This is a genomic window from Streptomyces sp. NPDC003011, from assembly GCF_053591515.1.
Genome location: NZ_JBSFTY010000053.1, coordinates 45,077 through 56,789, shown reverse-complemented (window position 1 = coordinate 56,789; position 11,713 = coordinate 45,077). Strand labels below are relative to the sequence as shown.

Below are 11,713 nucleotides of genomic sequence, written 5' to 3'. Positions count from 1 at the left end.
ACCGGCCGTCAGGCCCGGGAACCGGCCGTCAGGCCCGGGAACCGGCCGTCAGGCCCGGGAACCGGCCGTCAGGCCCGGGAACCGGCCGTCAGGCCTTCGCCAGTTCCTTTTCGCCGCCCTGCTCGGGGACCTCCGCGTGGGCGTCCTGGCCGGCGCCGCCGCCGTGGCCGTCGTCGAGGAGCGTCTCCTCGTCGAAGGGCAGCTGACCGGCGAGCACCTGGTCGACGCGGGCGCGGTCGATCTCCTTCGTCCAGGTACCGATCAGGACCGTGGCGACGGCGTTGCCCGCGAAGTTCGTCAGGGCGCGCGCCTCGCTCATGAAGCGGTCGATGCCGACGATCAGGCCGATGCCGTCCACCAGCGCCGGCTTGTGCGACTGGAGACCGCCCGCCAGGGTGGCCAGACCCGCGCCGGTGACGCCCGCCGCGCCCTTCGAGGCGACCAGCAGGAACAGCAGCAGCGGAATCTGCTCGCCGACCGACATCGGCGTACCCATGGCGTCGGCGATGAACAGGGACGCCATGGTCATGTAGATCATGGTGCCGTCGAGGTTGAAGGAGTAGCCGGTCGGGACGGTGATGCCGACCACCGGCTTGCTGACACCGAGGTGCTCCATCTTCGCGATGAGCCGCGGCAGCGCCGACTCGGACGACGAGGTCGACAGGATCAGCAGGAACTCGCGGCCCAGGTACTTGAAGAGCGTGAGGATGTTGAGGCCCGCGACCACGCGCAGCAGGATGCCGAGCACGATGAAGACGAACAGGAAACAGGTGACGTAGAAGCCGAGCATCAGGACGGCGAGGCTCTTGAGCGCGTCGACGCCCGCGGAGCCGGTGACGGCGGCGATCGCGCCGAAGGCGCCGATCGGGGCGGCCCACATCACCATCGCGAGGATGCGGAAGACCAGCCGCTGGATGTGCTCGACACCGCGCAGGATCGGCTGGCCGGCCGGACCCATGGCCTGCAGCGCGAAGCCGGCGAGCAGGGCGACCAGCAGGGTCTGCAGCACCTCGCCGCCGGTGAAGGCGGAGACGATCGTGGTCGGGATGATCCCGAGCAGGAACTCGGCGGTGTCCTTGGCCTCCGGCGCCACCTGCGCCTGGCCGACCTCCTTGACCGCGTCGGTCACCGCGAGGCCAGTGCCGGGCTCCAGGATGTTGCCGACGACCAGGCCGATGCCCAGTGCGACCAGCGACATGACCGTGAAGTAGCCCAGTGCGATACCGCCTACGGCACCGACCTTGGCGGCCTTGCGCACCGAGCCGATGCCCAGCACGATCGTGCAGAAGATGATGGGGGAGATCATCATCTTGATCAGGTTCACGAAGCCGGTACCGATGGGCTTCAGCTCGACCGCGAAGTCGGGGGCGACCAGACCGACGGTGATGCCGAGGGCAACCGCGACGATCACTGCGATGTAGAGGTAGTGGGTGCGGTCCCGTTTGGCTTTGGGTGCGGTAGCTGCCGTATTGGCTGCGCTGCTCACGGCTGCCCTCCTTGACGACGTCGTCGGCATCACCGGCGTGCGGCTCACGTCCGGGGGTTCTGGATGGGGATGTACTGCGGGATGTACTGCGGGGTGCGGTGCAGTGCGGTGCGGGGATGCACTACGGAAATCCGCCGCGGATCCACGGGGGTCGTACTGCGGTTCCGCCGGGTTCTGCGTGGGGGGATGCGGTGACTATCTCCCGTCGTGTGAGGGCGGTCACCCTTCCGTTCATTTAGTTCACAATCAGCCAAGGGGCAGACTGGCCGCATGCACGTCCGTGTCCCGAGACCCCGCAGCCTGGCCGGCCAGCTCTTCGCCATGCAGGCTGTGCTGATAGCGGTCGTCGTCGCCGGGTACGCGCTGTTCACCTACGTCAGCGACCGCAGCCAGGCCGAGGACGCCGCGCGCCGGCAGGCCCTGGCCGTGGCGCGATCGGTCGCCGACTCCCCGTCCGTACGGGAGGCGATCGCCACCCCCGACCCGACGGCCGAGCTCCAGCCGTACGCGCTGCGGGTGATGGCCGACACCGACGTCGACTTCGTCACGATCATGGACCCGCGGGGCATCCGCTGGACCCACCCGGTCACGTCGGAGATCGGCCAGCGCTTCCGGGGGCACATCACCCCCGCGCTGGAGGGCCGGGCCTTCACGGAGACCTACACGGGCACGCTGGGCCCGTCGGTCCGCGCGGTCGCCCCCGTGCAGGACGGCGACCGGCGGGTCGTCGGCCTGGTCAGCGCCGGCATCCGGGTGGAGGAGATCACCAAGCGGGTGCAGGGCCAGCTGACGGCCCTGCTCGGGGTGGCGGCCGGCGCGCTCCTGCTCGGCGCGGTCGGCACGTACGTCGTCAACGCCCGGCTGCGCCGCCACACCCACGGCATGAACGCCACCGAGCTCAGCCGGATGCACGACTACCACCAGGCCGCGCTGCACGCCGTACGCGAAGGGCTGCTGATGCTGGACGGGCAGTACAGGGTGGCGCTGATCAACGACGGCGGACGCGAGCTGCTCGGGGTGGCGTCCGAGCGGGACGTGGTGGGGCGTTCGGTCGCGGAGATCGGCCTGCCCGCCCCTCTCACCGGGGCGCTGCTGGCATCGGAGCCGCGGGTGGACGAGGTGCACCTGACGGCGGACCGGGTGCTGGTGATCAACACGTCCCCGGTGTCGGGCGGCGAGCACCGGGGCACCGTCGTCACCCTCCGCGACGTCACCGAACTCCAGTCACTGATGGGTGAGTTGGACTCCGAGCGCGGCTTCACCCAGGCCCTGCGCTCGCAGGCCCACGAGGCGGCGAACCGCCTGCACACCGTCGTCTCCCTGATCGAGCTGGGCCGCGCGGACGAGGCGGTGGACTTCGCGACCGCCGAACTGGAGCTGGCCCAGGCACTCACCGACCAGGTGGTGGCGGCGGTGAGCGAACCGGTGCTGGCGGCGCTGCTGCTGGGCAAGACCGCGCAGGCCAACGAGCGGGGCGTGGAGCTGGTGGTGTCGCAGGACAGCCGCCTGGACGACGGCCTGCTGCCGCCGTCACTGTCCTCCCGTGACCTGGTCACCATCCTCGGCAACCTGATCGACAACGCGGTGGACGCGGCGCAGGGCAGCGTGCGGGCGCGGGTGACGGTGACGGCGTACACGGAACGCGGCGAGCTGGTCCTGCGGGTGTCGGACACGGGCGCGGGCGTGGCCCCGGCCCACACGGAGATGGTCTTCCAGCGCGGCTTCTCCACCAAGCCCTCGGGACCGGGCGGGCGGGGGCTCGGGCTGGCGCTGGTACGGCAGGCGGCGAACCGGCACGAAGGGTCCCTGACGGTGGCGGAGGCCGACGAGGGCGGGGCACGCTTCGAGGTGCGGCTGCCGCTGGGGGACGGGGGCGGCGCCGAGGAGGCGGCCGAGGGGGCCGTCGCCGAGGGCTCGGCCGGGGACCGGGCGTTCGAGGGTGCCGTCCCGGCGAGCGCGGCCGAGGACCGGGCGTCTCGCGGAGCCGTCTCGGGAAGCGCGGTTTCTGGAGGCGACGTATGACGACGAGCGAGCAGCAGCCCCTCATCCGTGTCCTGGTCGTGGAGGACGACCCGGTCGCCGCCGACGCCCATGTCATGTACGTCAACCGTGTCGCCGGCTTCACGGCCGTCGGCAAGGCCCACACGGGCGCGGAGGCGCGGCGCGCGCTGGAGCGCACCCCGGTCGACCTGCTCCTGCTGGACCTGCATCTGCCGGACGTGCACGGGCTGCAGCTGGCGCGTTCGCTGCGGGCGGCCGGCCACCACGCGGACGTGATAGCGGTGACGTCGGCGCGCGACCTCACGGTGGTGCGGGAGGGGGTCTCGCTGGGGGTGGTGCAGTACGTGCTGAAGCCGTTCACCTTCGCCACGCTGCGGGACCGCCTGGTGAGATACGCCGAGTTCCACGCGGCGGCGGGTGAGGCGAGCGGGCAGGACGAGGTCGACCGGGCGCTGGCGACGTTGCGGGCCCCCGGCCCGGCGGCGCTGCCGAAGGGGCTGAGCGGTCCGACGCTGGAGCGGGTGACGGGCGCCCTGCGGGAGGCGCGGGAGGGCCTGACGGCGGCGGGCATCGCGGAGGCGGTGGGCATCTCACGGATCACGGGTCGCCGCTACCTCGAGCACCTGGTGGAGGCGGGGCGGGCCGAGCGGGCGCCGGTGTACGGGCAGGTGGGACGGCCGGAGCTGGTGTACCGGTGGGTCCGGGGGGTGGCGGGGCGGGGACGTTAGCGGACCTCGCCGCTCACCCGCCGGCGCGCGGCCGTACGCCAACGGCACGTTCGGGAACGGGAGTTCACGCCGCCCTCGCGTACCACACCACCTGCGAGGCGAGTCCGGCCACGGTGAGCGCCTCCAGCACCGAGACCGCGACGAGGAGTCCGCCGCCGTCGCCGTCCACCCAGAAGACGACCAGCGCGGCCAGCGGCACGACGCAGAACGCCGTCAGGTCCACCACGGTCTGGACGGTCTTGCGGGACCTGCGCCGCGCGTCCCCGCGGTGAACGGTCTCCCAGCCGAACGCCCGGAAGCCGCCGCCCGGTTCGGCCAGCGCCGCGAGCCGGGGCCCGAGATCCTCCCGTACGTACCGACCGATCGCCGAGATCTTCTCGTCGTTCACGAGGTAGGTCCATCCGAGCACGACGCACACCGGCGGCAGCGCGAGCAGCATAGACGGCTGCCTGGCCTGCGCGGTCGCGGCGATGACGGCGGCCACGACGGCCAGGGTCACGTAGAGCAGGTTGTCCCGGAACCCGATCCGTGCCTTCTGTTCGTCCTTGACGCTCTGGTACTCGGCGAGCAGCAACTGCCCGACGGTGACACTCTGTTCCGGCACTCGGTTCCCTTCCCGCGGCGTACCTTGTGAGTGTGCCGCAGACCCAGCCCACCGCCCTCGTCCTGACCGCGCTCCCCCTCGAATACGCCGCCGTGCGCGCGCACATCGAGGAGCGGGAGGAGTGCGTGCACCGCGACGGGACCCGAGCCGAACGGGGTCAACTGCCCGGCACATCCTGGCATGTCGCGATCGCCGAACTGGGCATGGGCGCCGAGCGGGCCGCCGCCCTCACCACACAGCTCATCACCTGGCTGCGCCCCGAGGCGGTGTTCTTCGTCGGCGTCGCGGGCAGTCTCAAGGCGGACGTGGGGATCGGCGACGTCGTCGTGGGCACACAGGTGTACGAGATCCACGGCGGCAAGCAGACACCCGAGGGTTTCCTGGTCCGGCCGAAGGCCCTGCCCGGCTCGCACGCGCTGGAGCAGGCGGCCCGTTCCGCCGTACGGGACATGCCGGGCGTCCGCGCGCACTTCATGCCGATCGCCACGGGTGACGTGGTCCTGGCGGACGCCGGCTCCGAGATCGCCCAGCACCTGCGCAGGAACTACAACGACGCCGGCGCGATCGAGATGGAGGGCTCCGGGGCAGCCCTCGCGGCCCACCTGAGCGGGCAGTCGGACGCCTTGGTGATCCGGGGCATCAGCGACCGCGCCGACGCGGACAAGCACCAGGCCGACGCCTCGGGCTCGCAGAAGCTCGCCGCCGAGCAGGCGGCCTCGGTGACGGTGGCGGTACTGCGCAAGCACCGGCCCCGCGAGAGGTCCTCCGACTCCGAGGAGCGTCCCCATCGGAGCGGGGACGACGGAGCGACGTACGGCGGAGACCACATCGACTTCCGGGGCGGCACGTTCCACGGCCCCGTCACCGGCAAGAGCGACGGGCGACGGTAGGGGCACCGCCCACGGCCCGGTCCCCCGCGCGAGCGCCACCCTGCCGCCCCGCCCCCTGGGTTTCACGGGCCGCTCGGCCGAGCTGGACCGTCTGCTTCCGCACCTCGCACCGAACGAGGACGACGCCACCGCCGCGCTCCCGCTCCTCATCTTCGCCGTCACCGGCATGGGCGGCATCGGCAAGACGGCGCTGGCGGTGGAGGCGGCGCACCGGGCCCGCGCGAAGGGCTGGTTCCCGGGCGGGACCCTCTTCGTGGACCTGCGCGGATACGACGACGATCCGGTCACGGCCGACCAGGCGGTGCTGGCCCTGCTGGACGCGCTCGGCGTACGGGACCAGGAGTTCCCAGTACCTGCCGCTGTTGCCCGGTACGGATCATCACCGGGTGCTCATCATCTCTCGGGACCGTCCCGACGCTCTCCCGGTACGGCTCATCGACCTGGAGACTCTTGATCCGGACGATTCCGTCGCCCTGGTGACGCGCGCCCTGCACCACACCGACGAACGCGACGAGCGACCGGGGCGCGAGCCCGAGGCCCTGCGCGAACTGACCGGTATCTGCGGCCACTTGCCGCTTGCTCTGCAGATCGCAGCGGGGATGGGAGGGCAAAGCGTGGAATCACCTCGGCTCCGCGCTGTTCGAAGCGAACCAGGTGGAAGAGGCCATCGACACCTACACCCGCGCCCACGCCCCCACCGAAGCCGCCCAAGCCCACACCCGCGCCACCGGACTACCGGAGTGACTCCCCGCCCCTCACTCCACCCCCGCATAGCCCCGAGCCCCCCGCCAAGGCACCACCGCCCACATCCGCGTCCCACCTCCGGGCTCCCGCGCCTCCCCGAACCCCCACTCCCCCCGACACGCCCGCACCACGCACCCCAGCACCCGCAGCGCCGCCCGCCTCCGCGCGTCGCAGGCCGCCGCCAGCCGGGGATGGGAGTGCCTCGCATGCTCGTCGTAGAGGATCACCCGCACGTCCCCGTCCCGGTACCGCAAGGACAGGTACACCTCACTGTCGGGCGTCAACCGGCAAGCGCAGGCCGCCAGTTCGCCCACCACCTGCACCACCGCGTCCGTCATATCGGCCAGCCCGTGCGTGTGGAGGACAACCCGGGTGGCCGCACGGGCGATGCGCGGACTGGCCGGACCGGCGGGCAGCGTGAAGCTGTAGGCGAGTGTGTCGGGGGACGGCGGCGGTGTCTGCCGTTCGTCGATGGAGAGGGGGCAGGCCGCGACGGTGACCGGTGCGGACATGGACGACTCCTTCGTGGGTGCGGGTGGGCGTGCTGTGGAATGAGCCGCCGACTCGGCCGACGCCAGTGGCCTGTCTCTCCGGCGCGGGCCCACCCCTCCCGGAGAAGGAGAATGCGGGCAGGCTCGCGCGATGCGCTTCCGGAAACATCGGTCCGTAAGCGGCTCTTCACTGACTGTAGGGCATCACGGAGTACGTGTACTACTCTTCACTGAACTCCCTATTGGACCGATCAGTCACACCGGCGGCAGACTGTCCCTGCCACAAGGCGGAACGGGAGAGCGAATGCCACCGAGAAGCGCTCCGACGGAGCGTCAGCGACGGCTCGGCGCCGAGTTGCGCAAGTTGCGCGTCATGGCCGGGATGACCACAGAGCACGCAGCCGCGCTGCTGGGCGTCCCGCGTACGAACATGCCCAATATGGAGTCGGGGCGGTCCGGCATCAGCGCGGAACGTGTGCGCATCCTCGCGGGCAACTACGGCTGTGCGGACCAGGCCCTCGTCGAAGCGCTCGCCTCCATGGCTGCCGGGCGCGACAAGGGCTGGTGGGAGGCATATCGGGGGCAACTGCGGGACGGCTTCCTGGACATCGCCGAGATGGAGTGGCACGCCACACGCCTGCGTATCGCCGTCACCGTGCACCTGCCGGGGCTGCTCCAGACCGAGGACCACGCCCGCGCCGTCTTCGAAGCCGTGATCCCACGCCTGCCCTCGGACGAGGTGGACGTCCGCGTCGCTCACCGGATCGACCGGCAGCAGGTGCTTGACCGGCCGAGCCCTCCGGCGCTCGACGCGATCCTGCACGAGGCCGCCCTCCGCATGGAGTTCGGCGGTCCCGCAGTCGCGCGACGCCAGCTGGAGCACCTTCTGCGCATGTCCGAGCGCCAGTCCGTGACCCTACGAGTCATCCCGTTCAAAGCGGGCGGCTTCCCGGGAGCCGGGCAGTCCGTCGTCTACGCCGAGGCGACCGTCCCCCGCCTTGACACCGTGGAGCTCGACAGCACGCACGGCCCGGAGTTCATTGACGCAGAAACCCAACTCGACAAGTACCGGGCTCAACTGGATGCCACGCAAGCCCTCGCGCTCGCACCTCACGCCTCGCGCGACTTCATCCGAGCCCTGGCCGACGACCTTTAGGAGAGCCGCCATGCCCGACGTCAGCTGGGAAGACCCCTTCTGCGGAGAGGGCGCCAACTGCTTCCGCATAGGCACCGACCCCCAAGGCAACGCCTACATCGCCATAGCCGGACACGAGGACGCCCCCCTCACCGACACCCGCGAAGCCCTCCGCTCCCTCATCCTCGGCATCAAGTCCGGCCAGGCCGACCACCTCCTCCGGCCGGAGCCGCTCCCCGTCCGATATCCGCCGCACACGCATTGACCTGACTAGACCACTCCTCCTACGTTCACGGTGCAGCCATCCCGGCCACAACGACGTGCCCGCAGGAGGTCATGCCCGTGCGCCCCACCGCCGCCCGCCCAACTGCCCTGTCAGCCGCACTGGTCGCCCTGGTCGCCCTCTCAGCCGCCGCCTGCGGAGGCGGCTCCGGCAGTGATCCCGACACCCTCAAGGTCTCCTTCAAGCAGTCCACCGACAACTCGATCCACGTCATGGACGACTACCTCGCCGGCGTCAAGCGGCAGTTCGAGAAGGCCAACCCGGGCAAGAAGGTCGAACTCGTCCCGGTCAAGGCCCCGGACTCGGAGTACTACACCAAGCTCCAGCAGATGCTCCGGTCCGCGAAGACCGCCCCGGACCTGGTCTACGAGGACACCTTCCTCATCAACTCGGACATCACCAGCGGGTACTTGAAACCGCTCGACCCCTACCTCGCCGAGTGGCCGGACTGGGACCGGTTCATGGACACCGCGAAGGCCGCCGCCAAGGCCGAGGACGGCAGGACGTACGGCGTTCCGGACGGTACCGACACCCGCGGCCTCTGGTTCAGCAAGGACGTCTTCGCCCAGGCCGGCCTGCCCGCCGACTGGCAGCCGAAGACGTGGAACGACGTCCTGAGCGCCGCCCGCACCATCAAGCGGAAGGTCCCCGACGTCATCCCGCTGAACGTCTACACGGGCAAACCCGTCGGCGAGGCCGCCACCATGCAGACCTTCGAGATGCTGCTCTACGGAACCGGCACCGGCACCGGCACCGGCGGCGCCGGCGGCCAGGACCCCCTCTACGACCGGACGTCGAAGAAGTGGGTCGCCGGCAGCGACGGTTTCCGGGACGCCCTCACCTTCGTCGAGACCGTCTACAAGGAAGGGCTCGGCCCGGACATCGAGGACGCGCTCGACCCCAACGTCATGACCAGGGTGCGCGGCGAGTGGCTCCCGCAGGGCAAGCTCGGCATCGCCCTCGACGGCTCCTGGCTCCCGCAGGACTGGCTCCCCGGCAGTGGCCACGAGTGGCCCGGGTGGCCCGAGGAACTCGGCCTCGCCGCCATGCCCACCCAGCACGGCCAGGCCCCCGGCAAGGTGAGCATGTCCGGCGGCTGGACCTGGTCGATCCCGGCCAAGGCGGCCAACCCCGACCTCGCCTTCGACTTCGTCAAGGCCATGCAGACGAAGGCGAACGCGCGGAAGTGGTACATCGCCAGCTCCGGCATCGCGGTCCGCGAGGACGTCGCCGACGACCCCGCCTACGCCAAGGCCCAGCCCGGTATCGAGTTCTTCACGGAACTGGTCGCCCACACGCACTACCGGCCCGCCTTCCCCGCGTATCCGAAGGTCTCCACCGCGATCCAGGAGGCGATGGAGGGCGTGACCACCGGTGACCTGTCGGTGGCCGAGGCGGCGAGCGGTTACGACGACGCGCTCAGGGACGCCACCGGCGACCAGGTGGTCGAGAAGTGACCACCGCCGCTCCGCACGCGCCGGACCCGGCGGCGTCCCCCTCGGGCCCGGCCGCCTCCCGTCCCGCCACCGCCCCGAAGACCCCCCGGCACCGCACCCTCACCCGCACCCTCACCCGCGTCCTCCCCCTCTCCCCCGCCCTCGTCCTCCTGCTCCTCTTCCTGGCAGGCCCCATCGCCTACTGCGTCTGGATCGCCTTCACCGACCTCCAGCTCACCGGCCAGGCCGAGTCGTCGTTCGTCGGCTTCGACAACTTCCGTACGGCCTTCCAGGACGAGGGGTTCCTCAACGCCGTATGGCTGACGCTGGTGTTCACGGTCCTGTCGTCGCTGATCGGGCAGAACACCCTCGGCCTGGCGCTGGCCTCCCTCATGCAGCGCGCCTCGAAACCGGTCCGCACGCTCACCGGCGGGATCGTGATCACGGCCTGGGTGCTGCCGGAGGTGGTCGCGGGTTTCCTGCTCTACGCCTTCTTCCGCCGCGAGGGCACCCTGAACGCGATCCTCGACTGGCTCCGTCTGCCGTCCCAGAACTGGCTGTTCACGCTCCCGATCCTCGCGGTGTCCTTCGCGAACGTCTGGCGCGGCACCGCCTTCTCGATGCTGGTCTACTCGGCCGCCCTCAACGAGATCCCGAAGGAGATCACCGAGGCCGCAGAGGTCGACGGAGCCGGCGGCCGGCGCCGGATGTGGCACATCACGCTCCCGCTGATCCGCCGCTCCATCGGCACGAACCTGATGCTCAACACCCTCCAGACGCTGTCCGTCTTCGGACTGATCTGGGTGATGACCAGAGGCGGTCCCGGCGACAGGAGCCAGACGCTGCCGCTCTTCATGTACGAACAGGCCTTCCAGAACAGCATGATCGGCTACGGCACCGCCGTGGCACTGCTCCTGCTGCTGGTCGGCTCGCTCTTCTCGCTGGTGTATCTGCGCCTGCTGCGGACGGAGGTCTGACCGCCATGGCCCTGACCTTCTCCGCCCGCCGCCGCGGCCGGCGCCTCGCCGCCGACGCCGGCCTGCTCCTGGCCGCCGCCGCCTTCGTGCTGCCGCTGGCGTGGGTGGTGCTGTCCTCCCTGGACCCGCGCGCCGACCTCAGGGTGAAGGCCCCCGACGGGCTCACCCTGGGCAACTTCGACGCGATCCTGACCTCCGACATCACCTTCACCCCGCTGCTGAACAGCCTGGTCCTGTGCGGCGGCGCGACCGGGCTGACGGTGGTGTGCGCGGCGCTGGCGGCGTACCCGCTGTCCCGCTTCAGGTCCCGCCTGAACCGGCCGTTCCTGCTGACGATCCTCTTCGCCACCAGCCTGCCGATCACGGCGATCATGGTGCCGGTGTACGCGCTGTTCGTGCGGGTCGACCTGATCGACACCCTGCACGGCACGATCTTCTTCTTCGCCGCCTCCCAGCTCCCCTTCGCCATCTGGCTGATGAAGAACTTCATGGACGGCGTACCGAGGGAACTGGAGGAGGCGGCGTGGACCGACGGCGCCTCGCCGCTCCAGTCACTCGTCAGGATCGTGCTCCCCCTCATGGGCCCGGGAGTCTCCGTGGTGACGGTCTTCTCCTTCGTCATGATGTGGGGGAACTTCTTCGTCCCGTTCATGCTCCTGCTCACTCCGGACCGGATGCCGGCCTCCGTGAGCATCAACGAGTTCTTCGGCAACCGCGGCATGGTGGCGTACGGGCAGCTCGCCGCGTTCTCCGTCGTCTACTCGACCCCGGTGATCCTGCTGTACGTGCTGATCGCCCGACGGCTGGGCGGCGGGTTCGCGCTGGGCGGCGCGGTCAAGGGGTGAGCGCGCCGAGCCCTTCACGTCCGGGTGAGAGGAACGTCCGGATCGCGCCGCGGTTTCTGCCCTTTCCCGCGGCCGGTCGCCGTGCTGACCATG

General features: G+C 70.7%; 12 protein-coding genes and 1 pseudogene. 10 read left to right on the top strand and 3 right to left on the bottom strand.

Annotation, left to right across the window (positions count from 1 at the left end):
* Nucleotides 1-88 precede the first annotated feature (88 nt).
* A complete protein-coding gene (locus tag ACWD0J_RS26005) occupies nucleotides 89-1,486 on the bottom strand; it encodes a cation:dicarboxylate symporter family transporter (RefSeq protein WP_451498248.1) in 1,398 nt (465 codons plus the stop codon).
* A 270-nt stretch (nucleotides 1,487-1,756) separates the two neighbouring features.
* Between ACWD0J_RS26005 and ACWD0J_RS26000 the strand changes: the two genes are divergently transcribed.
* Entirely contained in the window at nucleotides 1,757-3,508 is a 1,752-nt protein-coding gene (locus ACWD0J_RS26000; RefSeq protein WP_451498247.1) for an ATP-binding protein, read from the top strand.
* Nucleotides 3,505-4,215 (top strand): response regulator, encoded by a 711-nt coding sequence (locus ACWD0J_RS25995; protein WP_451498246.1) that lies wholly within the window; start codon nucleotides 3,505-3,507, stop codon nucleotides 4,213-4,215. The genes ACWD0J_RS26000 and ACWD0J_RS25995 overlap by 4 nt, the downstream gene beginning before the upstream one ends.
* A gap of 64 nt (nucleotides 4,216-4,279) precedes the next feature.
* On the opposite strand, the gene ACWD0J_RS25990 is transcribed toward ACWD0J_RS25995, so the two are convergent.
* Nucleotides 4,280-4,819 carry a hypothetical protein gene (locus ACWD0J_RS25990; protein WP_451498245.1) on the bottom strand — a complete coding sequence of 180 codons (540 nt, stop codon included), beginning with the start codon at nucleotides 4,817-4,819 and terminating at the stop codon, nucleotides 4,280-4,282.
* 26 nt (nucleotides 4,820-4,845) lie between these two features.
* On the opposite strand from ACWD0J_RS25990, the gene ACWD0J_RS25985 reads away from it, so the two are divergent.
* From ACWD0J_RS25985 to ACWD0J_RS25975, 3 genes and pseudogenes are all read left to right on the top strand, one after another.
* The gene (locus ACWD0J_RS25985; RefSeq protein WP_451498244.1) at nucleotides 4,846-5,709 is read left to right on the top strand and encodes a 5'-methylthioadenosine/S-adenosylhomocysteine nucleosidase family protein; all 864 of its coding nucleotides are present in this window, start codon (nucleotides 4,846-4,848) and stop codon (nucleotides 5,707-5,709) included.
* Between the two features lie 166 nt (nucleotides 5,710-5,875).
* Nucleotides 5,876-6,311 (top strand): annotated as a pseudogene (locus ACWD0J_RS25980) (regulator); the annotation flags it as partial.
* The gene (locus ACWD0J_RS25975) at nucleotides 6,286-6,453 is read left to right on the top strand and encodes a tetratricopeptide repeat protein (RefSeq protein ID WP_451498259.1); all 168 of its coding nucleotides are present in this window, start codon (nucleotides 6,286-6,288) and stop codon (nucleotides 6,451-6,453) included. The pseudogene ACWD0J_RS25980 and the gene ACWD0J_RS25975, both read left to right, overlap by 26 nt.
* 11 nt (nucleotides 6,454-6,464) lie before the next feature.
* Here ACWD0J_RS25975 and ACWD0J_RS25970 read toward each other — a convergent pair whose 3' ends face one another.
* Nucleotides 6,465-6,965, bottom strand: a complete 501-nt coding sequence (locus ACWD0J_RS25970) for an ATP-binding protein (protein WP_451498243.1) — start codon at nucleotides 6,963-6,965, stop codon at nucleotides 6,465-6,467.
* 361 nt (nucleotides 6,966-7,326) lie between these two features.
* Between ACWD0J_RS25970 and ACWD0J_RS25965 the strand changes: the two genes are divergently transcribed.
* The 5 genes from ACWD0J_RS25965 (at nucleotide 7,327) to ACWD0J_RS25945 (ending at nucleotide 11,620) form a co-directional block, all read left to right on the top strand.
* Complete coding sequence (locus tag ACWD0J_RS25965) at nucleotides 7,327-8,100, top strand: DUF5753 domain-containing protein (RefSeq protein WP_451498242.1); 774 nt, start codon at nucleotides 7,327-7,329, stop codon at nucleotides 8,098-8,100.
* A 10-nt stretch (nucleotides 8,101-8,110) separates the two neighbouring features.
* The gene (locus tag ACWD0J_RS25960; RefSeq protein ID WP_451498241.1) at nucleotides 8,111-8,344 is read left to right on the top strand and encodes a hypothetical protein; all 234 of its coding nucleotides are present in this window, start codon (nucleotides 8,111-8,113) and stop codon (nucleotides 8,342-8,344) included.
* Between the two features lie 71 nt (nucleotides 8,345-8,415).
* Nucleotides 8,416-9,819 carry an extracellular solute-binding protein gene (locus ACWD0J_RS25955; RefSeq protein ID WP_451498240.1) on the top strand — a complete coding sequence of 468 codons (1,404 nt, stop codon included), beginning with the start codon at nucleotides 8,416-8,418 and terminating at the stop codon, nucleotides 9,817-9,819.
* Nucleotides 9,816-10,775 carry a carbohydrate ABC transporter permease gene (locus ACWD0J_RS25950; RefSeq protein ID WP_451498239.1) on the top strand — a complete coding sequence of 320 codons (960 nt, stop codon included), beginning with the start codon at nucleotides 9,816-9,818 and terminating at the stop codon, nucleotides 10,773-10,775. The genes ACWD0J_RS25955 and ACWD0J_RS25950 overlap by 4 nt, the downstream gene beginning before the upstream one ends.
* Nucleotides 10,776-10,780: 5 nt before the next feature.
* The gene (locus ACWD0J_RS25945) at nucleotides 10,781-11,620 is read left to right on the top strand and encodes a carbohydrate ABC transporter permease (RefSeq protein WP_451498238.1); all 840 of its coding nucleotides are present in this window, start codon (nucleotides 10,781-10,783) and stop codon (nucleotides 11,618-11,620) included.
* The last annotated feature ends 93 nt before the right edge of the window (nucleotides 11,621-11,713 follow it).

What these genes read in the sequence shown, in the direction of transcription:
- ACWD0J_RS26000 (WP_451498247.1), top strand. Translation starts at nt 1,757, where the DNA reads ATGCACGTCCGTGTCCCGAGACCCCGCAGCCTGGCCGGCCAGCTCTTC.
- ACWD0J_RS25995 (WP_451498246.1), top strand. Translation starts at nt 3,505, where the DNA reads ATGACGACGAGCGAGCAGCAGCCCCTCATCCGTGTCCTGGTCGTGGAG.
- ACWD0J_RS25970 (WP_451498243.1), bottom strand. Translation starts at nt 6,965, where the DNA reads ATGTCCGCACCGGTCACCGTCGCGGCCTGCCCCCTCTCCATCGACGAA.
- ACWD0J_RS25965 (WP_451498242.1), top strand. Translation starts at nt 7,327, where the DNA reads ATGACCACAGAGCACGCAGCCGCGCTGCTGGGCGTCCCGCGTACGAAC.
- ACWD0J_RS25960 (WP_451498241.1), top strand. Translation starts at nt 8,111, where the DNA reads ATGCCCGACGTCAGCTGGGAAGACCCCTTCTGCGGAGAGGGCGCCAAC.
- ACWD0J_RS25955 (WP_451498240.1), top strand. Translation starts at nt 8,416, where the DNA reads ATGCCCGTGCGCCCCACCGCCGCCCGCCCAACTGCCCTGTCAGCCGCA.
- ACWD0J_RS25945 (WP_451498238.1), top strand. Translation starts at nt 10,781, where the DNA reads ATGGCCCTGACCTTCTCCGCCCGCCGCCGCGGCCGGCGCCTCGCCGCC.